Origin of the sequence: Actinopolymorpha sp. NPDC004070, assembly GCF_040610475.1 — a bacterium.
In the GTDB taxonomy this organism is placed as follows: Bacteria; Actinomycetota; Actinomycetes; order Propionibacteriales; family Actinopolymorphaceae; genus Actinopolymorpha.
This window is the reverse complement of the sequence record NZ_JBEXMJ010000010.1, coordinates 173101-196574: the sequence shown is the minus strand read 5'-3', so window position 1 is coordinate 196574 and position 23474 is coordinate 173101. Positions and strand designations below refer to the sequence as shown.

Below are 23474 nucleotides of genomic sequence, written 5' to 3'. Positions count from 1 at the left end.
GTCCTTCCGCGGAAGGTCTCGCGACTACCGCGGTCGGCGTACTCGGAGGGCGATCAGGTCGCCGAGGAGCGTAGGCCTGTGGACGCCGTGTGCTCTCGGCGGTCCGGCGAGCTCGGCGTCGCGCGCCCGTGGGTCGGTCAGAAGTCGGCCTGGACGTCGGGCGGCAGGGTGGGGACGGGCCAGCTCAGGTCCGGGCGCCAGTCCTCCCAGCCGTCGCAGAACGGCGAACCCCACCGGGCCACCACCTCCTCGACGGCGTGGGCGTCCTTCTCGAACTCCGCGGCGTCGGCGGCGTCGTAGCGGCCCCAGCGCACGGCGGCGGCGAGTTCGTCCTCGTCCTTCCAGCGCACGCTTCGGTCGGGCTGGACCACGACGTCGAGGACGTGGTCCTGGGTGACGACCCGGTGCTCGTCGCGGACGTGGACGTCCTCGAGATTGACGTACCAGTTGCGGAACGTTCCGTCGGGCAACCAGAACAGCCAGACCGACCAGGGAACTCCGGTCGGCGCGACCTTGAGGATGCCGGGTCCGCGCCAGGCGTCCTGCTTGAGCGCGCGGTCGTCGCGGACGCGGTACCAGTCGTCGACGTGCACGGCACGCAGGTCCCGCCCATCGGTGAGCACCGGCCGCAGGACCGGCGTGCCCGGTGCGAGCCAGGCCACCAGGCCGTCGGCGTCGTCGCGTACGACGGTCATCGGCCGGACGGTCTCCGGACTCCCCGGCAGCCAGGTGCGGCGGCGGTAGTGCCACCAGATGTGCGCGCCCGGCCGCCAGTACGGAGGCGGGCCGGACGGGCGCATCCCGGCGGTCCCGGGGCGCTGCGCGGGCAGGTCGCCGGGCTCGGGAGTCGTGGCGGAGGAAACGTTCACCGTCGCGATCCTAGTCGCGAACGATCACCCGTACCCGCCTCGTGGGCATCCTCGGCCACCCGATCAGCCGGCTCGGCGACACCGGCCTGGCCCGGGATTCTTCCGCGGAAGAATCTGCGTGGCCGGCGCCACGCAGGATCGGGGCGATCGCCGGCGCGGAGAATTCCGGCCCCTTGACCACCTTGCCGTCCGCGCGCAGGATCGGCCGACCGTCCGGGCCGAGCTTGCTCATGTTGGACCGATGAACCTCGGCGAGTACGGCATCCAGCGGGATGCCGTACTCGCACGCCGTTCCGTAGATGACGTACGTCATGTCGGCCAGCGCGTCGGCCACAGCCACCAGGTCACCGGCCTCGGCAGCCTCGACGTACTCCTCGAACTCCTCACGCAGCAAGGCGATCCGCAGCCGCCAGGAGTCAGGACGGGGCACCGGAGCGTCCGCCGCACCGAGCCCGAACGCCTCGTGGAACTCCCGCACCAGCGCGGCGACTCCGGCCGCCGGCCGGTGTTCCTCGTCGAGCATGGGCGATCCAGGGCCAGGTCCAGATCGGCAGGGTCAGGGGTGCGTCATCGACAAGACGTCGAGCGCCTTGTCGAGTTGCTCCTCGGTGAGGTCGCCGCGTTCGACGTACCCCTGCTCGATCACGACCTGCCGGATGGTCTTGCGCTCGGAGAGCGCGGTCTTCGCGACCTTCGCGGCGTTCTCGTAGCCGATGTAGCGGTTCAGCGGGGTGACCACCGAGGGCGAGGACTCGGCGTACTCGCGGCAGCGTTCGGCGTTGGCGGTGATCCCGGCCACCAGCCGGTCGGCGAACAGCACGCTCACGTTGGTGAGCAGCCGGATCGACTCCAGCAGGTTGCGCGCGATCACCGGCAGCATGACGTTGAGTTCGAAGTCGCCCTGCGAACCCGCGAACGCCACCGCCGCGTCGTTGCCGACGACCTGCGCCACGACCTGGCGGGCCGCCTCGGGAATGACGGGATTGACCTTGCCGGGCATGATGCTCGACCCCGGCTGCAGGTCGGGCAGCGAGAGCTCGCCGAGGCCGGCGCGCGGGCCCGAGCCCATCCAGCGGATGTCGTTGGCCGCCTTGTAGAGGCCGACCGCGATGGTACGGAGCTGACCGGACAGCTCGACCAGCGCGTCGCGGGCGCCCTGCGCCTCGAAGTGGTTGCGGGCCTCCCGCAGCGGCAGGCCGGTCGTCTCGACGAGCTCGGCGATCACCTTCTCGGCGAACCCGGGCGGGGTGTTGATGCCGGTGCCGACCGCGGTGCCGCCGAGGGGAAGCTCGCCGACGCGGGGGAGTGTGGACTCCACGCGCTCGATGCCGTACCGGATCTGCGCGGCGTACCCGCCGAACTCCTGGCCGAGCGTCACCGGCGTGGCGTCCATCAGGTGCGTACGCCCCGACTTCACCACCTCGGCGAACTCGGCCGCCTTCGTCTCCAGCGCGTCGGACAGGTGCGACAGCGCCGGGATCAGGTCGTTGAGGACGGCGTACGTCGCGGCGATGTGGATGGAGGAGGGAAACACGTCGTTGCTGGACTGCGAGGCGTTGACGTGGTCGTTGGGGTGGACGGGCCGGCCGAGCGCCTCGGTGGCCAGAGTGGCCAGCACCTCGTTGGTGTTCATGTTGCTGGAGGTGCCCGAGCCGGTCTGGAACACGTCGATCGGGAAGTGTGCGTCGTGGGTGCCGGTGGCCACGGCGGCGGCGGCCTCCTGGATCGCCTTGGCGAGGTCGGCGTCGATGACGCCGAGCTCGGCGTTGACCTTCGCCGCCGCGCCCTTGATCAGGGCGAGTGCTCGGATGTGCTGGGCCTCCAGCACCGAGCCGGAGATCGGGAAGTTCTCCACCGCGCGCTGGGTCTGTGCCCGCCACTTCGCATCGGCGGGAACCCTGACCTCGCCCATGGTGTCGCGTTCGATCCGGTAGTCCTGCTCTCGCTCCTGCGCCATGGGCCGACTCTATTCCGCCCGCCTCGTCGTGGATGTGATGAGGTTGCCGATGTGAGCGAGTCCACCCGCTGGATGACCACCGCCCAGGCTGCCGACCTGCTCGGGGTGAAGGCCGAGACGGTGTACGCGTACGTGAGCCGGGGCGTGCTGACCCGCCACCCGGGTGCCGACCGGCGGTCGTCGAGATTCGACCGGATCGAGGTCGAACGCCTGGCCCGGCGGAACCGCCGCGGCGGGAGGGCGGGCGCGCTGGAGGTCGTGGTCGACACCGGGCTGACGCTGCTCGACCCGGAGGGCGCGCTCTACTACCGGGGGCGCGACGCGGTGGTGCTCGCCCGGACGGAATCGTTCGAGGACGTCGCCGCGCTGTTGTGGGAGAGCGCAGACACCGACCCGTGGCGGGCATCCCCGGCGGCGATCGAGGTGGGCCGGCAGGCCCAGGCTGCGCTGCCCGCGTCCACCCGCCCGGTGGACCGGATGCGGGTCGTGGTGGCAGCGCTGGCCGCCGCGGACCCGATGCGCGACGACCGCCGGCCGGCAGCGGTGGTGGCGGCCGCCCGCGCGCTGGTCGCCGGCATCGTCGACTCCCTGCCCGAACGCTCGCCCACCGTCGGGGCGTCGGTCGCCGAGCGGCTGTGGTCGCGGCTGGCCGACCGTGCACCCGGGCCGGGTGAGATCCGGGCGCTGAACGCGGCGCTGGTCCTGCTCGCCGACCACGAGCTCGCCGCCTCCACTCTCGCCGCCCGGGTCGCCGCGTCGGTGTGGGCCGACCCGTACCTCGTGGTGCTCACCGGGTTGAGTGCCGGTGGCGGGATCCTGCACGGTGCGAGCGCGTCCGGGCTGGAGGCGTTGCTGCGTACGACGACCGACCCGGCGGAGGTGCCCCGGGTGGTCGGTGACCGGCTGCGTGGCGGGGAGCCTCTGCCGGGCTTCGGCCACAAGGTCTACACCGGCCGGGATCCGCGCGCGGACGCCCTGCTGGAGCTGGTACGCGAGGCCGGTGGGGACCCCGCGCGGGCCGGTGTCGATGGCGTCACCGGCGTCGATGGGATGGACGCCGTGGTCACCGAACTGGTGCGGGTGGTCGGCCGGCACGGCGGCCCGGCACCCAACGCCGACCTGGCGCTGGCGGCCCTCGCTGTCAAGTTTGGGTTGACAGAAGGGTCCGGCGAGATGATCTTTCTCCTCGGCCGGGTCGCGGGGCTGGTCGCGCATGCCCTGGAGGAGTACCCCCATCGGCTGCGGTTCCGCCCCCGCGCCCTCTACACCGGCCCGCCGCCCGGCAGCACGCCGAGCACCCCAGGCGCCCCGGGCGCCCCGGGCTGAGCGGTCAGATCTCCGGCACCGGCTGCGGGGGAGGCGCACCGACGTACCTCGCGTCCGGCCGGATGATCTTGCGGTCCCGGGCCTGCTCCAGCACGTGTGCCGACCAGCCGATCACCCGGCTGGAGGCGAACGTCGGGGTGAACATCGTCCGGGGCAGCCCGCACAGCTCCATCACCACGCCGGCGTAGAACTCCACGTTGGTGTGGATCTCGCGGTCCGGCTTGAGTTCGGCGAGCAGTGCGAGCACCCGGCTCTCCACCTCCGTCGCGAACTCCACCAGGTCGCCGCCGAGTTCCCGGGCCGTACGACGGAGCATCCGCGACCGCGGGTCCTCGGTGCGGTAGACCGGGTGGCCGAACCCCATGATCCGCTCGCCGCGCTCGATGCGTTCGCGTACCCACGGGTCGATCCGGTCCGGCGTACCGACCGCGTCCAGCGCCTCCAGCGCGCGGCTCGGCGCACCGCCGTGCAGCGGACCGGACAGGGCGCCGACCGCACCGACCAGGCAGGCCGCGAGGTCCGCGCCGGTGGAGGCGATCACCCGGGCGGTGAACGTGGAGGCGTTGAAGCCGTGGTCGATGGTGGAGACGAGGTAGCGCTCGATGGCCCGGGCGTGCTCGGGACGGGGCTCGGTGCCGGTGAGCATGAAGAGGTAGTTCGCGGCGTACGGCAGATCCGCGCGCGGCGGGACCGGCTCCTCGCCCCGCGCCAGCCGGTGCAGCGCGGTCAGCAGCGTGGGCACCTGCGCGCACAGGCGAAGCGCGTCCTCGCGCCGGGCCGCCTCGTCCAGGTCCCACAGTGGCCGCATGCCCTGCGCAGCGCCGGCGAGGGAGAGCGCGGTCCGCAGGCCGTCCAGGGGCGCGGGCGCCGCCGCGGCGATCGCGGGCAGTACGTCCCGCACCCCGGCCGGCACCTCGCGGTACCCGGTGACGCGAGCGGTGAACTCCGCGCGCTGGTCGCGGTCGGGGAGCTCTCCGGCGAACAACAGGTGCCAGACGTCCTCGACCGTGCGGCGCTCGGCGAGGTCGACGGCGGAGTACTGGCGGTAGTGGTAGAAGCCCTCCCGCCCGCGTACGTGGCCGATCGAGGTGTCGGTGACGCTCACCCCGGCAAGGCCGCGCGGAACGACGATCGGGCCCGGGGCGTCGGGGGCCGCCGGGTTGCCGGGGTTGCCGGGGTCGCCGGGGTCGCCGGACCGGGCGCGCGAGGTGGTGGCGGTGGACGGCATGAGTTACCTCCCGTGAATGCGGATGAGAGGAGCGTCCGGCCGAAGGAAATACATTGTCAATGTTGATTGGATCAACCCAATAGGTTGCTACGCGGGAAGATCCGTACGGAGGTGACGCGTCTCACGCCCCGGTGCGGTCGGCGCGGCTGGCGTAGAGGTAGTAGTCGAGCCGGCGACCCTCCCGGGGAACCACCCGGTGGATCTCCTCGCAGGACCCGAACTCCCGCTCCAGCCGGCGGCGCAGAGCTGTGGACCGGGTGGCCGACCACACGGCGACCACCCCGCCCGGCCGCAGGGCGCGGCGGACGACGCCGAGGAACGGGCGTTCGTACACCTCGGTGTTGGCGCGGTGCACCAGGAAGTCCGGGCCGTTGTCGACGTCGAGCAGGATCGCGTCGGTGCTGCCCGCGGGCAGCGTCGGCAGCCAGCCGCGGACGTCGGCGACGTGGGCGTGCACCCGCTCGTCGGCGAGGATCCCCGCGGTGGGCGGGACGAGCCCGTCGCGGACCCAGCCGACGACGGCGGGTTCGAGTTCGATCACGTCGACCCGGGCGACCCGCGCGTCGGCGAGGAGCTCACGCACCGTGAACCCCAGGCCCAGTCCGCCGACGACCACCGACCAGGCGGCGCCGGCCGGTGCGTACACCAGCGCGGCCTGGGCGAGCAGACGCTCGGTGGTGGTCTCCAGCGTGTCCATGACGAACGTGCCGTTGGTGATCAGCTCGTACACCTCACCGGCACCGGCGGGGTCCAGCGACCGTCGGCGCAGGGCGACCGAGCCTCGCGGCGTCTCGTCGGCGGCCAGGGTCACCGGCCGCGTCGGGTCGAATGCCTGACCGGGGTCGGGAACCAGGCCGGGACCGGGGCTGGGAACGGGGTCGGGCAGCACGGCCTCAGCCTAGGCCGGGACCGCGAGGCTGCCTGTCGGGGTGACGCGTACTCGCCCGACGCCTCCTGTCGTTCGTCGGGAGGAGGCCCCGGCCGCGCCGAGCGGCTAACCTTCACAGGGCCGTGACTGTGAGGTCGAAGGAGTGACCATGAGCAACACCCCGTGGGCGGCCGGCGGCTCCGGTGAGCTCCGGGCCTCCGACGCCGACCGGGAACAGACCGCCGAGGTGCTCAGGCGTGCCGCCGGGGCGGGCCGGCTGGACTTCGACGAGTTGGAGACCCGGCTCGAACGCACCTTCGCGGCGAAGACCTACGGCGAGCTCGTGCCGCTGACCGCGGACCTGCCCGAAGCCGCCGAACGGCCGGCACGTCCGCGGGGCGGCAGCACCGCGAACGCCCCCGCCCGTCCCGGGCCCGCGGAGGTGAACGCCCTGCTCAGCTCGCAGAAGGTGATCGGCCGCTGGCTGGTGCCGCCGCGCCTGTCCGCCCGCGCCTATCTGGGCGACGTGACGCTGGACTTCACCGAGGCGGCGATCCCGCACGAGGTCGTACTCGACGTCCAGGTGGGCCTCGGCCAGTTGACGCTGATCGTTCCCGACGACATCGCCGTGGACTTCGAGCGGGGGACGACCGTCCTCGCCGAACGCAAGAACAAGACCCGTGGGGTGCAGGGGCCCGGCACGCCGGTGATCAGGGTGCGCGGGACCGTCGTCCTCGGTGAGCTCACGGCCAAGCCGCCGCGCCGCGGGTGGTTCCGCCGCTGAGCGGCGGGAGCACCCAGCCGGCGCAGCCGAGCGTAGGTGCTCAACCGGCCCCGCCGAGCGAGGGTCTCAGCCGGCGCGGCCGAAGTCGATCGAGGAGTAGGCCCGGAGCTTGCTGAGCGCGTGCTCGGACATGATGGACCGGATCGTGCCGCTGCGGGCCCGCATCACCAGCGAGTGCGTCGTCGCCCCGTCGCCGCTGTAGCGGACGCCCTGGAGCAGTTCGCCGTCGGTGATGCCGGTGGCGACGAAGAACACGTCGTCGCCGGAGACCAGATCGTCGGTGGTCAGGACCTTGCCGATGTCGTGGCCCGCGTCGATCGCCTTCTGGCGTTCGGCATCGTCCTTGGGCCACAGCCGGCCCTGGATCATGCCGCCGATGCACTTCATCGCGCAGGCGGCGATGATGCCTTCGGGCGTGCCGCCGATGCCGGCCAGCAGGTCGACCCCGGTGCCGGGGCGGGCCGCCATGATCGCGCCGGCCACGTCGCCGTCGGTGATGAACTTGATCCGCGCGCCCGTCGCCCGGACCTCCTGCACCAGCTCCTTGTGCCGGGGCCGGTCGAGGATCACCACGGTCACGTCCTCGGGCGACTCGCGCTTGGCGCGGGCGACCCGGTGGATGTTCTCGGTGATCGGCGCGGTGATGTCGATGGCGTCGGCCGCCTCGGGACCGGTGGCCAGCTTCTCCATGTAGAAGACCGCGGACGGGTCGTACATCGCACCGCGCGGTGCCACCGCGAGCACGGACACGGCGTTGCTCATGCCCTTGGCGGTGAGGGTGGTGCCGTCGATCGGGTCGACCGCGACGTCGCACTCGGGCCCTTCGCCGGAGCCGACCTCCTCGCCGTTGTAGAGCATCGGCGCATTGTCCTTCTCGCCCTCGCCGATGACCACCACGCCGTGCATGCCGACGGAGGCGATGAGCGTGCGCATGGCGTTGACGGCCGCCCGGTCGGCGCCGTTCTTGTCGCCGCGGCCCACCCACCGGCCGCCGGCCATCGCGGCCGCCTCGGTCACCCGGACGAGCTCGAGGGCGAGGTTGCGGTCGGGTGCGTCCGCGTCGGTCCGCAGCGGAGCGGGCACGCCGTCGCTGCTGGCGGTGGTGCTCGTGCTGGCCATGGTCTCCCTGCTGTCCTTCACCGGCGTCCGATGTCGGTCTCCGCGCTGGTCCGCGGCGCTACTCGTCCTCGTCGAGATCCTCGATCTCGTCCTGCTCCTTCGACGCGCGAGCGGCCTCCAGCCGGGCCCGGGCGCCGTCGAGCCAGCCCTGGCAGATCGCCGCGAGCTCCTCGCCGCGCTCCCACAGGCGCAGCGACTCCTCGAGGGTGGTGCCGCCGGCTTCCAGTTGGCGTACGACGTCGACCAGCTCGTCTCGGGCCTGTTCGTACGACAGTGCGGTCTCGGGCTCGCGGGTGTCGGGCTCGCTCACCCTCCAGACCCTATCGACGCCCACCCCCGCGCAGGTGCCGATGGTCCGAACCCGGGCGGCCTCATCGGCCTCATCGGCGTGTGCCGGTCGCGCGCGCCGACTCCGACTTCGCCGCGGTATCCGCCCCGGCGCTCGACCCGGACGTGGTGTCCGACGCGTCGCCGGCGTCCTCTACGCGGACCGAGAACTGCCCGGCGGCCACCCGGGCGGCCAGAAGCTCGCCCCCGCTCACCTCCGCGGGGTCGCGGACCGCGTGCCCGTCGGCCTTCTGCACGACGGCGTAGCCCCGGTCCAGCGTCGCCTTCGGAGACAGCGCACGCACCCTGGCCAGCTGGTGGTGCAGGTTGTCGTCGGCGCGGTCCAGCAGCTGTCCGACGCAACGGTCGGCGCGGGCGCGCAGCGCCACGATCTGCTCGGCGCGGCGTCCCAGATCACGATCCGGGTCGCCGAGCGCCGACCTCGCCCGCAACGTGTGCAGGCCGGTCAGCTCGCGGTCCAGCCAGGCGCCGAACAACTGGCGGGCGCGGCCGCGCAGTGCGTCGACCCGAGCGGTCTCCTCGCCGACGTCCGGCACGATCCGCCGAGCCGCGTCGGTCGGTGTGGACGCGCGTACGTCGGCCACCAGGTCGAGCAGTGGTGAGTCCTGCTCGTGCCCGATCGCGCTCACCACCGGCGTACGGCACTCCGCCACGGCGCGGATCAGGCCCTCGTCGGAGAACGGCAGCAGATCCTCCACCGAACCACCGCCGCGGGCCACCACGATGACGTCCACGGTCGCGTCGGCGTCCAGCCGCCGCAGCGCCTCCATCACCTGGCCGGCGGACTGGGGCCCCTGGACGGCGACGTTCTCCACCCGGAATTTCACCGCCGCCCACCGGCGCCGGGTGTTCTCGAGCACGTCGTGCTCGGCGGCGGAGTTGCGGCCGCAGACCAGCCCGATCCGGGTGGGCAGGAACGGCAGCGGGCGCTTGCGCTCGCGGGCGAACAGGCCCTCCGCGGCCAGCAGCCGCTTGCGGCGTTCGATGCGGGCGAGGAGGTCACCGAGGCCGACGGGGCGAATGTCGGACGCGGCCAGGGACAGCGTGCCTCTCGGAGCGTAGTAGGCCGGGCGGGCGTGGACGAGGACGCGCGCGCCCTCCACCACCGGCGGGTCCACGATGTCGAACACCCGGCGCGGGCAGGTGACCTGCACAGAGATGTCGGCCACCGGGTCGCGCAGCGTCAGGAAGACCGTGGAGGTGCCGGGCCGCCTGGTCAGCTGCGCCACCTGGCCCTCGACCCAGACCGCGCCGAGGCGGCCGATCCACTGGCCGATCAGGTTGGCGATCTGGCGTACTGGCGCGGGGCTTTCCGGCGACGTCTGCAGGGCCATGGGCAGACCCTACGGGCCGGCTCCGACGTCGCGGCGGAGGTGCCCCTTTCGTCCCTTTCCGCGGCCCGTCGCACGAGGAGGCGCCCGCCGTCGCGGGCGGTCGGCGAGGTGTGGCCCGGGGTGGACGTGGGACGCCTCACCCCGGCGGGCGGGCATCGTCGCCGGCCGGGCCACCTACCATGAGTGGCATGACGTCGAGCGAACGCCGAGTCCTGCTCGCTGCCCCGCGCGGTTACTGCGCCGGAGTCGACCGGGCGGTGATCACGGTCGAGAAGGCCCTGGACAAGTACGGGCCGCCCGTCTACGTCCGCAAGCAGATCGTGCACAACAAGCACGTGGTCAGCAGCCTCGAAGCGCGTGGCGCGGTGTTCGTGGACGAGCTGGAGAGCGTGCCGGAGGGCGCGACCGTGGTGTTCTCCGCCCACGGCGTCTCACCCGCCGTGCACGCGGAGGCCGAGGAGCGTTCGCTGCGGACGATCGACGCGACCTGCCCGCTGGTGACGAAGGTGCACAACGAGGCCCGCAGGTTCGCCGGCGGCGGCCAGGACATCCTCCTCATCGGCCACGCCGGCCACGAGGAGGTCGAGGGCACTGCCGGGGAGGCCCCCGACCACATCCAGCTCGTCGAGGGACCCGACGACGTGGACCGGATCGAGGTTCGTGACCCGTCCCGCGTGGCCTGGTTGTCCCAGACGACGCTGTCGGTCGACGAGACCATGCAGACGGTCGACCGGCTCCGGGAGCGGTTCCCGCAGCTGATCGACCCGCCGAGCGACGACATCTGTTACGCCACCCAGAACCGCCAGGTCGCGGTGAAGGAGATCGCCGCCCAGGCCGACCTGGTGATCGTGGTGGGCTCGGCGAACTCCTCCAACTCCGTACGCCTCGTCGAGGTCGCGCTGGAGGCAGGTGCTCGTGCGGCCTACCGCGTGGACAACGCCGAGGAGATCGAGGAGGCCTGGCTGGACGGCGTGCAGGTGGTCGGCGTCACCAGCGGTGCGTCGGTCCCGGACTCACTCGTCGAGGGTGTGCTCGACCTGCTGACCGAGCACGGCTTCCCCGCCGCCGAGGAGGTCAGGACCGCCGAGGAGAGCCTGATCTTCGCGCTGCCCCCGGAGTTGCGTACGCCTCGGCGGGCCGCCTCGAGGCGCTGACCCGGGCGCGGCGCGCGTACACCAACCGCACCGCGATCGTCACGAGCGCCACGGCACAGCCGGCGACGATCGTCCACGACTCCCACGCCAGACCGACCAGTACCGCGCGTACCGGCGACGTGGTGGTGGCGATCCGCTTCGGGTCGACGGCCGCGACCACGACCAGGCTGGCCAGCGCGGCGAACGGCGGCAGGACTCCGGCGGGAAACATGCCGGTACGGCGTACGCCGGCCGCGACACCGAACGCGGTCAGGACGAAGCACAGGCTGAACAGCAGGCCGACCCCGCCGGTCACCAGGATGTCCAGGAACGCGCCGAGCACGCTGCCGCCGACGCCCACGAGCACCGCGACGAATGCCGGCATCCCCATCTCGCGCGGATCGGTGTTCCGTCGACCAGCGCGACCCTGCGCCGGGTTCGCGGACCCTCGGGGGTCCGGCTGTGGGCGCGCCGGGGGCCGGGCCGCCTGCCGTCGGGTGTCCGTCACGGTCTGTGAACCGCTCTCCTCGGTGTCCTCTGCGCGGCGCAGGCCCCTCGGGCGAAGGTCCTGCGGAATGCCGGCGTGGTCGACAGGCCGGCGCGTCCCGGGGGACAGATCCTGAGGCTGGTCACGCCCGGGGGTGTCGCCTTCGGTGGTGCCGCGTTCTGGTGTGCCGCGTTCCGGGGTGTCGTGTCCGGCGGCGTCGGTCGGGGGGCGATCCGTCGACGGAAGCTCGGACCGCGCCGGCTCCGGTCGCTGGGCCAGTACGGACCGCCAGTGGGATTCGGTCTGCCACACCGGTTCGGCCTGCTGCGCCGGCTCCGGTCGCTGGGCCAGTACGGACCGCCAGTGGGATTCGGTCTGCCACACCGGCTCGGCGTGCCGCGCCGGCGCGGCCGGTGCCGGGTCGGCCCGAGGTCGTTCGGCGGGGGCGAGGTCGCGCGGTCCTGATCCGGCCGACTCTGGGAGTACGGGTCGCCAGGCCGGCTCGGTGGTTGCTCCGGGCGAGTCGTCGGTACGGCGGCGCCTGCCGGCTGTGGCCGAGTCAGTCCCTGCCTCCCGCGCGTCCGGCGACAGATCGGCGGGGACTCGCCGACCGCTGGCGGGCGGCGGGCCGAGGTCCGCTTCGAATGCGTGCTCGTCGCTCAGCGCGACCGGCAGCGGGCGCGCCCGGTGTGCGTCGGCCCGGGGCAGGCGGGGGAGTACGCCCTCCTGCTCGTCGAGGTCCACGTCCGGCTTCCCACTCGGGTCCGCCGCAACCAACGCGGACGACGCGGACGACGCAGGCGGTGCCGGGGTGGTGGGTAACTGGTCGGCCGTCGGGTCCGGAACCGGCGAGGTGACCCTGGCCCGCCTTCCCGGGCGACCAGGGCCGCCGTCCGCCGTCGGACCGGGCTGGATGGCGCCGGTCGCCGGGGGCGGCCAGGCGGCCCGCTCCGCGCGCGTGGGCAGGTCGGCCGGCAGGGGGAACGCCATCCGGCGACCGCGCACCGCCGGGCGATCCGGCGACGGCGGGACCTCGACCGCCGACGTGGCGACACGTCGGCCGGCGGGCCGCCGGCCGACCTCGGCCGCAGGACGCTGCCGCCAGGTCGCGTCGACCGGCGGGCGCTCCCGGCGCGGCGGCTCGACCGGCGGACGCTCTCGGCGGGGACCCCCGGTCGGTGCGCGTTCGGCACGGGGCGGTGGCGGGCTCGACCCGTCGGCGTGGTCCCGGCCGCGCCGGTCCTCCTCGGCTGCCACATTCGCGGACCGCCGGTCCACGAGCGGCACTGCCCATGACCTCGCCTCGGCCGGCGCCGAAGGCGAGCGACCCTGCACGCGTGACTCCTGCACGCCAGAACGATATTGGGGCGACCGGTGCGGCGTCATCCGGCCCGGCCGAAACGATCATGAGAGTTATCGAATGGTTCGGGCCGGGTTCGGCGGTCGGGTCCGGCCAGGAACCGCTCAGCATCGCGAAGGACCAGGTCAGCCCTCGCCGACCCGGCGGACCGCACGTGCCTCGGCGGCCGCGCCGACCAGTTCGGCGGCGGCGAGGGGCCGGACCGCCTGCTCGACCGGGGCGGGTGCCTGGAGGTCCTCGTCGGTCACCTTCAGCTCGTGCAGCCGGCGGGCGCTGACCAGCACTCTCGTCTCCAGCGACCCGACGGCCTCGTTGTAGGAGCCGACGGCGCCGGTCAGCGATCGTCCCAGTCGGTCGAGATGACGGCCGAGCCGGCCGAGCCGCTGGTAGAGCTCGCGGCCGAGTTCGAAAACCTCCCGGGCATTGTGGGTGAGGGCCTGCTCGGTCCAGGCGTACGCCACCGTCCGGAGCAGCGCGATCAGGGTGCTCGGCGTGGCCAGGATCACCCGGCGTTCGGCGGCGTACTCCAACAACGTGTGGTCGGCCTCGAGCGCGTGGGACAGGAACGCCTCACCCGGCATGAACAGCACCACGAACTCAGGAGTCGCCGGCAACCGGCGCCAGTAACCCTTGCCCGCGAGCGCGTCGACGTGATGGCGGACGTGCCGGGCGTGCCGGGCCAGCCGCTCCGCGCGGGTACGGTCGTCGCCCGCCTCGGCCGCGTCCAGGAATGCCTCCAGCGGCACCTTGGCGTCGACCACCACGTGCTTTCCGCCGGCCAGGTGGACCACCAGGTCGGGCCGGTGAACAGCGTCGGTGTCACCGTCGGTGTTGGTCGCACTGTGCTGGAAGCTGGTGTCGACGTGGTCGACCAGGCCGGCGAGCTCGGTCACCCGGGCGAGGTGCAGCTCGCCCCAGCGCCCGCGCACCTGCGGCTTGCGCAGCGCCGCGGCCAGCGCGCCGGTCTCCCGGCGTAGCGCCTCACCGGTGAGGCGGACCGCGTCGACCTGCTCGCGCAGGGACGACTGCAGCGCCACCCGGGACTCCTCCAGCTGGCGCAGCCGCCCGTCGAAGCGGTCCAGGCTCTCCTTCACCGGCGCCACCACCGTCTCCGCGGCCCGCACCCGGGCGTCGGTGAGGTCGAGCAGCTGCCGGCTGGACTGGGCGAGCGCGTCGGCGGACAGGGCCTTGAACTGCTCGGCCAGCGAACGCCGGTCGGCGGTCAGCTCGGCCAGCCGGCTCTCCGCGGCGTCCCGCTCGGCGCCGGCCCGGGCGAGCGACTCCGCGATCCGGACCCGCACCAGCAGTGCGCCGATGGCCAAGCCGACCGCGATCCCGACGACGAAGGCGAGGAAGATCGTCCCGTTCATGGCGACCACTGTGACGGAGACCACCGACAAGTCCCGCTCCGCCGCGCCGGGCCACCGCCCGGGGGAGAGGCCGCTGCCGTGCGCCCGCCGAGCCGGGTGCGCGCTCGCGTAGGCTTGCGGCCCGTGGCCTTGTCGATCGGAATCGTCGGACTCCCCAACGCCGGGAAGTCGACCCTTTTCAACGCTCTCACCGCAAATGACGTGCTCGCCGCCAACTACCCGTTCGCGACGCTGGAGCCGAACGTCGGCGTGGTCGGCGTACCCGACCCACGGCTGGACGTGCTGGGCCGCATGTTCGACTCGGCGAAGTTGGTGCCGGCGACGGTGCAGTTCGTCGACATCGCGGGCCTGGTGCGCGGCGCGTCGGAGGGTGAGGGGCTCGGAAACCAGTTCCTGGCCCACATCCGCGAGACCGACGCGATCTGCCAGGTGACCCGGGCGTTCCGCGACCCGAACGTCGTTCACGTCGATGGCGAGGTCTCGCCGGCCGGTGACATCGGCACGATCACGACCGAGCTGATCCTCGCCGACCTGCAGACCATCGAGAAGGCGCTGCCGAGGCTGGAGAAGGAAGCCCGGCTGAAGAAGGACCTGGTCGAGACGATCGAGGTCGTACGCCGGACCCAGACCGCCCTGGAGAAGGGGATCACCGCGTTCGCCGCCGGTGTCGACCTGGCCGCGCTGCGCGAACTCAACCTGCTCACCGCCAAGCCGTTCATCTACATCTTCAACTGCGACGAGGGCGAACTCTCCGACGAGGCGATGCGCGCCGAGCTGACGGAGCTGGTGGCACCCGCGCAGGCGATCTTCCTGGACGCCAAGATCGAGTCGGAGCTGCTGGAACTCGCGCCCGAGGAGGCCGCGGAGCTGCTGGCCTCGACGGGGCAGGAGGAGTCCGGGCTGAAGATGCTGGCGACAGTCGGTTTCGACACCCTCGGGCTGCAGACCTTCCTGACCGCGGGGCCGAAGGAGTCGCGGGCCTGGACGATCCGCAAGGGATCGACAGCACCGGAGGCCGCGGGTGCCATCCACACCGACTTCCAGCGCGGGTTCATCAAGGCCGAGATCGTGTCCTACGACGAACTCGTCGACGCCGGCTCGATGAACGAGGCGCGGGCACGCGGGAAGGTACGCCTGGAGGGCAAGGACTACGTCATGGCCGACGGTGACGTGGTGGAGTTCAAGTTCAACGTCTGAGCCCCTGCGACGTCTGAGCCCCGGGCCGGAGAATGCATGGTGCGCTACCTGGTTCGGCTGGGAGAGCATCGATGCATGCACACGCAGGTATCTCGGTTCGAGGTGACGCCCGGCGCGGCGGTCTGCGAACCACCCGAGCTGCGGGTCAGTGAGCTCGCGCAGCGGGTTGGGCTGAACCAGAGTTCCGAGACGCGCCTGGTGAGCCGGCTGGAAGCCAAGAATCTGGTGCGCCGATCCGGCGGACGTCGGGTCGGGACTGACGCCCGGACCGGGCGCGCCGCCGGAGCGGGGCGAACCTATTCTGTGCCGCGTGCATCTGGAGTTCAGCGGCGAGCTGTGGTTCTGGCGCGGGCCGGCGCCGTGGCATTTCGTCACCGTTCCCGAGGAGGAGTGCGGTGAGCTGGCGGCGACGTCGTCGTACGTCACCTACGGCTGGGGGATGATCCCCGTCACCGCGCGAATCGGGGCGACGGAGTGGACGACGTCGCTGTGGCCGAAGGACGGCCGGTACATCGTGCCGGTCAAGGCGTGGGTACGCCGGGCCGAGGGGCTCGAGCTCGGCGACGTGGTGACGATCGGTCTGGACGTCGGCGCCTGACCCCGACGGCACCGACGGTCCCCGGCGTCCCCGAGGGATCCTGGCTACGGTGTGATCGTGCCCGACGCGCTGTTCGCCGACTCCCGGCTCGCCGAGATCTACGACTGGGTGGACGCCGACCGAAGTGACCTGGACGTGTACGCCGCGATGGTCGCCGAGTTCGGCGCCCGCAGCGTGCTGGACGTCGGATGCGGCACGGGCACCTTCGCCTGTCTGCTCGCCGAGCGGGGAGTCGAGGTCGTCGGCGTCGATCCGGCGGCGGCTTCCCTGGACGTGGCGCGGCGCAAGCCGGGGGCCGACCGGGTGCGCTGGCTGCACGGGGACGCCACCGCCCTGCCGCCGCTGCGGGTGGACCTCGCCACGATGACGGGCAACGTAGCGCAGGTCTTCGTGACCGACGACGAGTGGGCGGCGACCCTGCGCGGGGTTCGGGCAGCGCTCCGGCCGGACGGCCGGCTGGTGTTCGAGACCCGCATACCCGAACGGGAGGCGTGGCGGGAGTGGAACCCCGAGCAGACCCGAACCCGGACCCACGTCCCGGGGATCGGGTACGTGGAGACGTGGACCGACACCGCGGAGGTCGACGGACAGCTGGTCAGCTTCCGCGGGACCTACGTCTTCGAGTCCGACGGCGCGGTGCTCACCTCGCACTCCACGCTGCGCTTCCGCGGCCGCGAGGAGGTCGAGGACTCCCTGACCGCGGCGGGGTTCACCGTGGACGAGATCAGAGACGCACCTGACCGGCCCGGGCGGGAGTACGTCTTCGTCGCCCGCCCGGGCGGCCAGGGGTGACGCACGCGGCGGTCAGCCTTCCTCGATCTGGCGTACCTCGGCGCTGACCGTCCAGTTCTTCGGGTGGATCTCCAGGAACCGACGTGCCCACTCCACTGCCTCGGCCCTGTCCGCGTTCTCGGTGATGGAGTAACCACCGACGACCTCCTTGGTCTCGGTGAACGGGCCCCCGCATCACTCCCGAAACTTTCTCGAGGACTTTCCCGTACCGAACCGGCCGGGCCCTCCTAGTCGGGTGCCAGCCGGCGGAGGTGCCGGTCGCCGAGATGTTGGTCGCCGGGATGTTGGACCCGGGGGTGTTGCTCACCGGGCCGGGCCTTCGGCAACCGGAGCCGGGCGCGTACTCCGTGCCGCCGACCGGAGTCGGTCAGCTCGGTCGCCGGTGGCCCCCCACCGAGGTCGCGGTCCCGTGGCCGGCTCAGGTCGGGTCGGCCCAGCAGAGCGATGGCGACCGGCTTCGCGGTCGAGACGTCGACGTCCGCACCCTTGAAGACGCGTACGCGCACGCTTGCGACGAGCCGGGCGGAGTTGGCCCGCTCGGGCTTGCCGAAGGCATAAATTTGGCCGCTGGTGAGGCGGCCTCGGTAGTCGAGAATCCAGCTCTCCATCAATCCGCGAGCGATGGATTCGGGGTCTCGGCTGAACCAGCCGGTGCGGATCACGACCGGCGTCCATCGCCCCTCAGGAGTCGTGGACGCGATCTCGTAGGTGTAGAGCTCCCTCATGAGAACCCCCTCGGGTTCGCGGTCGGCACGCTTCGTCGGGAGCCGTGACCGTCGCCTGACACCAGCATCGGCGCGAAATGACCGACAGGTCAACGCGTTAACCGAAGAGATATCTGAGCGCGTATTCATCGAGCGGGCGGTTTCACACCACGTCGACAGCCCGCGCATGCCTACGCGATGGCTGCCTTCGGTCACGGCCTGTCCTCGCCTGATCAACATCAATTAGATTCGGCGCGCCATTGCCACCCACGTGTCGTCCGAAGCCGGGGAGGAGCATGGGAACCCGCCACGTCCGCCGGACCGACCGGACCGGCCGCCGGACCGACCGGATCAGCCGCCGGACGTTTCTTCGCGGCGCCGCGCATGCGGCGGGAGGTGTCGCGGCCGTTGCCGGAGTGGCCGGCGCGGGGACTCTGGTGGCCGGTTGCGGGCTGGACCGCGACGGCGCGCTGGGAGACGGCACCGGTGAGATCACCGTGTGGACCTGGCCCGACAACGACCGGATGTTCCTGCAGACGATCCCGTCGTTCGAACGCCGGTATCCGCGGATCAAGGTCCGCGTGCAGGGATTCAGCGGGACGTTCAACAGCAAACTGCTCGGCGCCCTTGTGTCCGGCACCGGACCGGACGTCGCGATGGTGGAGATCACCAACGTCTCGAATTTCAAGAGCAAACCGGGGTTCGTCGACCTGTCACGCAAGCCGTTCGGGGCCGGCTCGATGGCCGGGAAGTACGCCGACTTCTCCTGGAAGTACGTAGCCGACGACCGGTCCGGCCGCATCTTCGCGTTGCCCAAGAACACCGGCCCCGGTGGCATGTTCTATCGCCGGGACCTGTTCCAGGCGGCTGGTCTGCCCACCGAACCCGCGGACGTGCACGCGGCGATGCGTGACTGGCCGACGTTCGTGTCCGCCGGCCGCAAGCTCGCCGTGAAGGGCGAACGCTGGCTGCTGGACGACCCTGGTCAGCTGGTCGCCGTTCTGCGCAACCAGGCAGGTGTGTCGTACTTCGACGAATCCGGTACGCCGCAACTGGACAGCGACATCGTGGCGAACGCGCTGGAGTTCGCGGTCGGGCTGCAGAAGGACGGGCTGCTCGCGCCCGACATGTCCTCCCAGGAACGCGGCGCGGCGATCAACGAGGGCGCGATCGCGACGTTCTTCTCCGGCAACTGGTTCGGTGGTCTGCTCAAGGCGCAGTACGCGCCGAAGAGCGCGGGGAAGTGGGGCGTGGCCCTGGCGCCGGCCACCGACGGCGTGAGCGCGTTCAACTACGGCGGTGACTTCATCGGCGTCCTGCGGGCCAGCAGCAACCAGTTGGCCGCCTGGGAGTTCGTCAAGTGGGTCACCCAGGATCCGGTGAGCCTGGCGGCGATGTACGGCCGCGATCTCTACCCCGCCTGGAAACCGGCGTGGAAGAGCGACTGGATCAACAAGCCCGACGCGTACTACGCGAACGAGAACGTCAACACCGTCTTCAGCGAGGTGTCCGCCACGATGCGACCGCCGGTGACGAACCCCAACGACGCGCTGGCCAGCACTGCCCTCACCAACGCCGTCACCGACGTCGTGCACGGCGTCCGGACCGTCGGTGCGGCGTTGCGGAAGGCGCAGGCCGACCTCGAGGACAAGATCTCGTGAACGGGGAACAGGTCGGCACTCGCACCCGGCCGTCCGGTCGCGGCGGCGCCGGGTCCGGTTCGGCGGTGGCGTCGCCGGCAGGGCTGGGCGACCGGGTGCGGGCGCACCGCAACTTCTACCTGATGGTCGCGCCGTTCTTCGTGCTCTTCGGGGTGTTCGGGCTGGTGCCGATCGTGGCGGCGTTCTGGATCGGCTTCACCGACTGGGACGGGCTCGACCCGGCGCACTTCGTCGGGCTGGACAACTACGTGTCCATCGTCACCGACCCGACGTTCGGCAAGGCGGTGTTCAACACCGTCTACATCTGGCTGGGCTCGACGCTGGTGACGGTGGGCGCGGCGTTCGTACTCGCCTATCTCATCAACGAGTACGTCGTGTTCGGGCGGAGCTTCCTGCGGATGGTGTTCCTCCTTCCGCTGCTGGCCGCCCCCGCGGTGATCGCGATCATCATGAGCGTGCTCTTCTCCACGAACGCGGGCCTTGTCAACGCGTTCTTGTCGTTCGTCAGCGGCGACCGGGTGACGCTGGACTGGCTGGCGTCGACGGTGTGGATCAAACCGATCATCATCGTGATGATCACCTGGCGGTTCCTCGGCTTCCACATGCTGTTGTTCGTGGCCGGCCTGCAGTCGATCCCGCGAGAGCTGTACGACGCGGCGCGGGTCGACGGAGCGGGCGGGCGGCAGGTGTTCGCGCGGGTGACGGTGCCGTTGATGCTGCCGATCATCTTCTTCAGCGCCACGTCGTCGACGGTCGGCGCGTTCCAGCTCTTCGACGAACCCTTCGTGCTGACCAACGGCACCGGTGGCACCGACCAGTCCGCCGAGGTGCTCGGCACGATGCTCTACCGCACGGCGTTCACCGACTTCCGCTTCGGTACGGCGTCGGCGCTGTCGTGGGTGATGTTCGCGCTGATCGCGGTGTTCACCATCGTCAACAGCAGGTTGCTGCGGGTGCGGACATGACGGCGACTGGCTTGCCGACGTCGCCGACGTCGCCGACGTCGCCGACGTCGCCGGCGTGGAGGGGAGTGGGATGAACGGTACGGGATCGCCGGTGGCCCGCCGGGCCATCACGGTGCTGATCTACCTCGTGGTGCTGGTGTTCGTCCTGCCGTTCTACTGGATGGTCGTACTCGCCACGCACGACAACGCCTCCATCTACCACTTCCCGCCCCCACTGCTGCCGGGCGGGAACCTCTCGGCGAACTGGACCCGGCTGGTCGAGGTCGTTCCCGTACTCCGCGCGATGGGGAACAGCATCCTGGTCGCGGTCACGCACACGGCGCTCGTCCTGGTGCTGGCCTCGCTGGTGGGGTACGGCTTCTCGCGGTTCCGCCAGGCGCCCGGCGCGCGCTGGATGTGGCGGGTTCTGCTGGCGACCATCTTCATCCCGGGCCTGGTCGGCCTCATCCCGTGGTACGTCCTGATCGCCAGGCTGGGCTGGATCGACACGCTGTGGCCGCTGATCATCCCCGGTGCGGCGAACGGGTTCGCGGTGTTCTGGATGCGCCAGGTCATCACCCAGACCGTGCCGACCGACCTGTACGACGCGGCGCGCATCGACGGCGCCTCGGACTGGCGGACCTACTGGACGGTGGTGCTACCGCTGATCCGGCCCGGTCTCGGCGCGCTCGGGGTGTGGACGTTCATGGGCACCTGGACGGCGTTCCAGATTCCGCTGATCGTGCTGAACTCGCAGGAGAACTTCACCCTCCCGCTGGCGATGGCGAACCTGAACACGTTGTACGGACAGGACACGGCCGCGGTGATGCTCGGCAGTGTGATCAGCGTGCTGCCGATCTTCGTGGCGTTCCTGCTGGCGGCGAAGCAGTTCATGGCCGGGCTGACCGCGGGCGCGCTGAAGGGCTGAGTTTTCGGCCGACTCCTCCCGGACGTGTGCTACCCGGGGGTGTCCTCGGCCAGCGCACTGATCCGTCCGGCCAGCTTGACGTCGTTGTCGGTCACCCCGCCCATGGCGTGCGTGGTCAGCGAGAAGGAGATCGTCGTCCAGCGGATGTCGATGTCGGGGTGGTGGTCCATCTGTTCCGCGGCCTGCGCCACCCGGTCGACCAGTCCGATGCCGGCCATGAAGCTGGGTGCGGTGACCGCCCGGAACAACGCACCCGGACGTGCCTCCCAGCCGGGTAGGTCGCGCAGGGCCTCGGTGATCTGATCGTCGCTGAGCAACTGTGCCATGCCAGAACGTTGTCCTGTCCGTGCGTCGCGGTCAAGTTTCCACGGGACACGCGACCGGCGTGGTTTTCCACAGTCCGCGGATCTTGGCCCGCGGTGGGCCCACATCATCTTGTTACCGTTCATGGATGGCCGATGTCCGCGTACGACCGGAGAGCATTCATCTCGCTGCCAAGGACGTGGACTCCGCGGGACAGGACTGGGGTGACTCGGTTCGGAAGCTGGAGTCCGCCATGGAGTCGGTCGGCAGCGCGTTCGGTGGCGACGAGTTGGGTGCAGCGCTGAAGGACATGTACGAGATCATCGGACCCACCGCACTGACCTACTTCACCGACACCGGTTACTGCGTCATCGAGACGGCGGTCGCGATGAACGAGATGGCCAAGGCCTACACCGATGTCGAACGCGACAACACCGCACAGACCGCGAAGGTCCAGGCGATCGTCGACAGCCTCGGGAAACCTTGATGGGACTCCAACTGCCCGACTGGTTGGTCGAGGCTTTGGCCTACGTCGGTTGCACCTGGCCCGAGGCGGACGAAACCAAGCTCTACGACGCGGGAAATGCGTGGCTGAACTTCGCGGACGAGGCCGAGAAGCATGTCGAACTCGCGACCAAGGCTGTCGGCAAGATGGTCGAGGAGGACACCAGCCCGGGCATCACCGCGTTCGAGCATTACTGGGCGAAGGTGTCCGGTGACGACAGCTATCTCGCCGACTGCCGCATCGTCGCCGGCGCGGTCGCCATCGCGTTCCTGTCGGCGGCTCTCCTGGTCCTGGTCCTGAAACTGCTCGTCATCGTCCAACTCATCGCGATGGCGATCATCCTTGCCGCTGCGATCGCTGCCGCGTTCTTCACTCTGGGCGCTTCCCTGGCGGCTGCCGCCGAGGCCGCGGTGTCGGTCAATCGGGCGATCGTGATGGGTGTCAACACCACGATCACGGCGATCCGGGAGCTCGGACCGCCCCTCACCGAACTCGCCCGGGACCACCTGGGCAAGGAGATCCAGCGTCTCGACGGGCGACCGATCCACAATTCCGACGTGGGAGTCCACTCCTACAAGACGCCGGAGGAGAGAGAGCAGGAGGAACGCGACTACCAGCGTCGTAAGAACCAACTGGCATACGACGCCGCGCAGGGACGGTCCACCCCGGACACCGAACGCGAGGCTGAGGTGGCCCTCGGGCTGGAGGCAACCGGAAGAGTCAAGGAACCGGTCACGAACTCCACGGACCCGCGTGCGGACTTCGTGGACGGGAACAACCAGCCCTGGGACGTGAAGGGGTTTCTCACCCATCCCGATCCGAACCGTACCTACAATCGCACGAGGGCGGAGAGGAAGATCCTTGGCGACCTCAACAACGGGGAGTACGTCGCACTCGATACCGGGGGCTTGTCGCAGGCTGATTTCGAGGATCTGAAGGATCTGGTCGCCTCACATCCGGAATGGCGCGGCAAGGTGGTGATCTACTGATGGCGAACCACACTACGCAGAGCGAGTTCGACGCTTTGCTGGAAGAGCACCGTCGGTGGTACGACCTCCGCGGTGGGTCGGGCGGCCGGCTCGATCTCTCCGGCCGTTCACTTCGTGGACTGGACCTGCGGGGCCGCGATCTGAGCGGCATCACGCTGGCCGGCGCCGACCTGTCCGGTTGCGACCTGTCCGGCTGTGACCTGGCGGCCGCCATGCTGGCGGGGGCGAATCTTCGCGGCGCCCGAATGGTGGATGTGGACCTTTACAAGGCCACGCTCGACAACGCCGATCTCAGCGAGGCCGACCTCAGTGGCGCACGGCTGCTCCGCACCGACTGCGCGGAGACGACCATGGTGGAGGCCGTTCTCGACCGCACCAACCTGACCAGGACCTTCCTGTGGCGGGCGGATCTGAGCGGTGCCAAGGTACGTGAAGCGCGGATGGACGCGACCGGGCTTGACGAGACGTTGGTGGCCGGGGCCGACTTCACCGGCACGACCGGAACGGTCTCTCCCGGCGGCACGGTCATCACTACGATCGGCGGCTCGGTGGTGCCGGCGGTCAGGGCCCTCAACGCGGCCGGCGCCCGGGTAAGTGAGTACGAGCCGCCCCGAAAGCCCACGCCGAATGGCGGGTAGAAGTGTCGAGGTGCCTGCGGCTCCACCGTCCC

The 23474-nt window shown here is 71.1% G+C and carries 25 protein-coding genes and 1 pseudogene; 13 read left to right on the top strand and 13 right to left on the bottom strand.

Features of this window, described 5'->3' with window-relative positions; all coding sequences use genetic code 11:
• Positions 1-137 precede the first annotated feature (137 nt).
• Genes ABZV93_RS19515 through ABZV93_RS19505 form a run of 3 tightly spaced genes read right to left on the bottom strand, consistent with a single transcriptional unit; the run spans position 138 to position 2826 of the window.
• Positions 138-869 carry a DUF402 domain-containing protein gene (locus ABZV93_RS19515; RefSeq protein WP_354937875.1) on the bottom strand — a complete coding sequence of 244 codons (732 nt, stop codon included), beginning with the start codon at positions 867-869 and terminating at the stop codon, positions 138-140.
• A 10-nt stretch (positions 870-879) separates the two neighbouring features.
• Positions 880-1392 (bottom strand): nucleoside triphosphate pyrophosphohydrolase family protein, encoded by a 513-nt coding sequence (locus ABZV93_RS19510; protein WP_354937872.1) that lies wholly within the window; start codon positions 1390-1392, stop codon positions 880-882.
• A gap of 33 nt (positions 1393-1425) precedes the next feature.
• Positions 1426-2826 carry a class II fumarate hydratase gene (locus ABZV93_RS19505; protein WP_354937869.1) on the bottom strand — a complete coding sequence of 467 codons (1401 nt, stop codon included), beginning with the start codon at positions 2824-2826 and terminating at the stop codon, positions 1426-1428.
• Positions 2827-2877: 51 nt separating this feature from the next.
• Between ABZV93_RS19505 and ABZV93_RS19500 the strand changes: the two genes are divergently transcribed.
• Positions 2878-4152 carry a citrate synthase gene (locus ABZV93_RS19500; RefSeq protein WP_354937866.1) on the top strand — a complete coding sequence of 425 codons (1275 nt, stop codon included), beginning with the start codon at positions 2878-2880 and terminating at the stop codon, positions 4150-4152.
• 4 nt (positions 4153-4156) lie between these two features.
• On the opposite strand, the gene ABZV93_RS19495 is transcribed toward ABZV93_RS19500, so the two are convergent.
• On the bottom strand, positions 4157-5380 hold the full coding sequence (locus ABZV93_RS19495) for a citrate synthase/methylcitrate synthase (protein ID WP_354937863.1): 1224 nt from the start codon (positions 5378-5380) through the stop codon (positions 4157-4159).
• Between the two features lie 121 nt (positions 5381-5501).
• Positions 5502-6269 (bottom strand): hypothetical protein, encoded by a 768-nt coding sequence (locus ABZV93_RS19490; RefSeq protein WP_354937860.1) that lies wholly within the window; start codon positions 6267-6269, stop codon positions 5502-5504.
• A gap of 148 nt (positions 6270-6417) precedes the next feature.
• Here ABZV93_RS19490 and ABZV93_RS19485 point away from each other — a divergent pair, with 148 nt between their 5' ends.
• Positions 6418-7032 (top strand): DUF1707 domain-containing protein, encoded by a 615-nt coding sequence (locus ABZV93_RS19485; RefSeq protein ID WP_354937857.1) that lies wholly within the window; start codon positions 6418-6420, stop codon positions 7030-7032.
• A 66-nt stretch (positions 7033-7098) separates the two neighbouring features.
• Here the strand turns inward: ABZV93_RS19485 and glpX are convergent, their stop codons facing one another.
• From glpX to xseA, 3 genes are all read right to left on the bottom strand, one after another.
• On the bottom strand, positions 7099-8151 hold the full coding sequence (gene glpX / locus ABZV93_RS19480; protein ID WP_354937854.1) for a class II fructose-bisphosphatase: 1053 nt from the start codon (positions 8149-8151) through the stop codon (positions 7099-7101).
• Positions 8152-8209: 58 nt separating this feature from the next.
• On the bottom strand, positions 8210-8461 hold the full coding sequence (locus tag ABZV93_RS19475; RefSeq protein WP_354937851.1) for an exodeoxyribonuclease VII small subunit: 252 nt from the start codon (positions 8459-8461) through the stop codon (positions 8210-8212).
• Between the two features lie 70 nt (positions 8462-8531).
• A complete protein-coding gene (xseA, locus tag ABZV93_RS19470; protein ID WP_354937848.1) occupies positions 8532-9833 on the bottom strand; it encodes an exodeoxyribonuclease VII large subunit in 1302 nt (433 codons plus the stop codon).
• A 179-nt stretch (positions 9834-10012) separates the two neighbouring features.
• On the opposite strand from xseA, the gene ABZV93_RS19465 reads away from it, so the two are divergent.
• Positions 10013-10987 carry a 4-hydroxy-3-methylbut-2-enyl diphosphate reductase gene (locus tag ABZV93_RS19465; protein ID WP_354937845.1) on the top strand — a complete coding sequence of 325 codons (975 nt, stop codon included), beginning with the start codon at positions 10013-10015 and terminating at the stop codon, positions 10985-10987.
• Here the strand turns inward: ABZV93_RS19465 and ABZV93_RS19460 are convergent.
• Both ABZV93_RS19460 and ABZV93_RS19455 read right to left on the bottom strand, forming a co-directional pair.
• On the bottom strand, positions 10908-12710 hold the full coding sequence (locus ABZV93_RS19460) for a DUF6542 domain-containing protein (protein WP_354937842.1): 1803 nt from the start codon (positions 12708-12710) through the stop codon (positions 10908-10910). The genes ABZV93_RS19465 and ABZV93_RS19460 overlap by 80 nt on opposite strands.
• Before the next feature lie 228 nt (positions 12711-12938).
• A complete protein-coding gene (locus ABZV93_RS19455; protein WP_354937839.1) occupies positions 12939-14183 on the bottom strand; it encodes a DNA recombination protein RmuC in 1245 nt (414 codons plus the stop codon).
• A 123-nt stretch (positions 14184-14306) separates the two neighbouring features.
• On the opposite strand from ABZV93_RS19455, the gene ychF reads away from it, so the two are divergent.
• From ychF to ABZV93_RS19435, 4 genes are read left to right on the top strand one after another with little or no spacing between them, the layout of a single operon-like run.
• Positions 14307-15380: a redox-regulated ATPase YchF gene (gene ychF / locus ABZV93_RS19450; RefSeq protein ID WP_354937836.1), complete on the top strand. Its 1074-nt coding sequence runs from the start codon at positions 14307-14309 to the stop codon at positions 15378-15380.
• A 36-nt stretch (positions 15381-15416) separates the two neighbouring features.
• Positions 15417-15779, top strand: coding sequence for a MarR family transcriptional regulator (locus ABZV93_RS19445; protein WP_354937833.1), 363 nt, complete (start codon positions 15417-15419; stop codon positions 15777-15779).
• Positions 15691-15978 (top strand): DUF1905 domain-containing protein, encoded by a 288-nt coding sequence (locus ABZV93_RS19440; RefSeq protein ID WP_354937830.1) that lies wholly within the window; start codon positions 15691-15693, stop codon positions 15976-15978. Before ABZV93_RS19445 ends, ABZV93_RS19440 begins: the two co-directional genes overlap by 89 nt.
• A 57-nt stretch (positions 15979-16035) precedes the next feature.
• Positions 16036-16770: a class I SAM-dependent methyltransferase gene (locus ABZV93_RS19435; RefSeq protein ID WP_354937827.1), complete on the top strand. Its 735-nt coding sequence runs from the start codon at positions 16036-16038 to the stop codon at positions 16768-16770.
• 12 nt (positions 16771-16782) lie between these two features.
• On the opposite strand, the pseudogene ABZV93_RS19430 reads toward ABZV93_RS19435, so the two are convergent.
• Together ABZV93_RS19430 and ABZV93_RS19425 are read right to left on the bottom strand one after the other, a co-directional pair.
• Positions 16783-16926: pseudogene (locus ABZV93_RS19430) on the bottom strand (hypothetical protein); the annotation flags it as partial.
• A 71-nt stretch (positions 16927-16997) separates the two neighbouring features.
• Complete coding sequence (locus ABZV93_RS19425; protein WP_354937824.1) at positions 16998-17495, bottom strand: hypothetical protein; 498 nt, start codon at positions 17493-17495, stop codon at positions 16998-17000.
• Between the two features lie 275 nt (positions 17496-17770).
• On the opposite strand from ABZV93_RS19425, the gene ABZV93_RS19420 reads away from it, so the two are divergent.
• From ABZV93_RS19420 to ABZV93_RS19410, 3 genes are all read left to right on the top strand, one after another.
• Complete coding sequence (locus ABZV93_RS19420) at positions 17771-19135, top strand: extracellular solute-binding protein (protein ID WP_354937821.1); 1365 nt, start codon at positions 17771-17773, stop codon at positions 19133-19135.
• Positions 19132-20100, top strand: coding sequence for a sugar ABC transporter permease (locus ABZV93_RS19415; RefSeq protein ID WP_354937818.1), 969 nt, complete (start codon positions 19132-19134; stop codon positions 20098-20100). Before ABZV93_RS19420 ends, ABZV93_RS19415 begins: the two co-directional genes overlap by 4 nt.
• Positions 20101-20170: 70 nt before the next feature.
• Positions 20171-21007, top strand: coding sequence for a carbohydrate ABC transporter permease (locus ABZV93_RS19410; protein WP_354937815.1), 837 nt, complete (start codon positions 20171-20173; stop codon positions 21005-21007).
• 29 nt (positions 21008-21036) lie between these two features.
• On the opposite strand, the gene ABZV93_RS19405 is transcribed toward ABZV93_RS19410, so the two are convergent.
• The gene (locus ABZV93_RS19405; RefSeq protein WP_354937812.1) at positions 21037-21333 is read right to left on the bottom strand and encodes a 4a-hydroxytetrahydrobiopterin dehydratase; all 297 of its coding nucleotides are present in this window, start codon (positions 21331-21333) and stop codon (positions 21037-21039) included.
• A gap of 125 nt (positions 21334-21458) precedes the next feature.
• On the opposite strand from ABZV93_RS19405, the gene ABZV93_RS19400 reads away from it, so the two are divergent.
• The 3 genes from ABZV93_RS19400 to ABZV93_RS19390 are packed head-to-tail and all read left to right on the top strand — an operon-like array spanning position 21459 to position 23442.
• Positions 21459-21797, top strand: a complete 339-nt coding sequence (locus tag ABZV93_RS19400) for a hypothetical protein (RefSeq protein WP_354937810.1) — start codon at positions 21459-21461, stop codon at positions 21795-21797.
• Complete coding sequence (locus ABZV93_RS19395) at positions 21797-22804, top strand: hypothetical protein (RefSeq protein ID WP_354937807.1); 1008 nt, start codon at positions 21797-21799, stop codon at positions 22802-22804. Before ABZV93_RS19400 ends, ABZV93_RS19395 begins: the two co-directional genes overlap by 1 nt.
• Entirely contained in the window at positions 22804-23442 is a 639-nt protein-coding gene (locus ABZV93_RS19390; RefSeq protein ID WP_354937804.1) for a pentapeptide repeat-containing protein, read from the top strand. The genes ABZV93_RS19395 and ABZV93_RS19390 overlap by 1 nt, the downstream gene beginning before the upstream one ends.
• Positions 23443-23474 lie beyond the last annotated feature (32 nt).

Coding starts and splice junctions, on each gene's coding strand:
- ABZV93_RS19390 (WP_354937804.1), top strand. CDS start 22,804: ATGGCGAACCACACTACGCAGAGCGAGTTCGACGCTTTGCTGGAAGAG.
- ABZV93_RS19505 (WP_354937869.1), bottom strand. CDS start 2,826: ATGGCGCAGGAGCGAGAGCAGGACTACCGGATCGAACGCGACACCATG.
- ABZV93_RS19445 (WP_354937833.1), top strand. CDS start 15,417: ATGGTGCGCTACCTGGTTCGGCTGGGAGAGCATCGATGCATGCACACG.
- ABZV93_RS19395 (WP_354937807.1), top strand. CDS start 21,797: ATGGGACTCCAACTGCCCGACTGGTTGGTCGAGGCTTTGGCCTACGTC.
- ABZV93_RS19485 (WP_354937857.1), top strand. CDS start 6,418: ATGAGCAACACCCCGTGGGCGGCCGGCGGCTCCGGTGAGCTCCGGGCC.
- glpX (WP_354937854.1), bottom strand. CDS start 8,151: ATGGCCAGCACGAGCACCACCGCCAGCAGCGACGGCGTGCCCGCTCCG.
- ABZV93_RS19405 (WP_354937812.1), bottom strand. CDS start 21,333: ATGGCACAGTTGCTCAGCGACGATCAGATCACCGAGGCCCTGCGCGAC.
- ABZV93_RS19400 (WP_354937810.1), top strand. CDS start 21,459: ATGGCCGATGTCCGCGTACGACCGGAGAGCATTCATCTCGCTGCCAAG.
- ABZV93_RS19495 (WP_354937863.1), bottom strand. CDS start 5,380: ATGCCGTCCACCGCCACCACCTCGCGCGCCCGGTCCGGCGACCCCGGC.
- ABZV93_RS19510 (WP_354937872.1), bottom strand. CDS start 1,392: ATGCTCGACGAGGAACACCGGCCGGCGGCCGGAGTCGCCGCGCTGGTG.
- ABZV93_RS19410 (WP_354937815.1), top strand. CDS start 20,171: ATGAACGGTACGGGATCGCCGGTGGCCCGCCGGGCCATCACGGTGCTG.
- xseA (WP_354937848.1), bottom strand. CDS start 9,833: ATGGCCCTGCAGACGTCGCCGGAAAGCCCCGCGCCAGTACGCCAGATC.
- ABZV93_RS19455 (WP_354937839.1), bottom strand. CDS start 14,183: ATGAACGGGACGATCTTCCTCGCCTTCGTCGTCGGGATCGCGGTCGGC.
- ABZV93_RS19425 (WP_354937824.1), bottom strand. CDS start 17,495: ATGAGGGAGCTCTACACCTACGAGATCGCGTCCACGACTCCTGAGGGG.
- ABZV93_RS19465 (WP_354937845.1), top strand. CDS start 10,013: ATGAGTGGCATGACGTCGAGCGAACGCCGAGTCCTGCTCGCTGCCCCG.
- ABZV93_RS19420 (WP_354937821.1), top strand. CDS start 17,771: ATGGGAACCCGCCACGTCCGCCGGACCGACCGGACCGGCCGCCGGACC.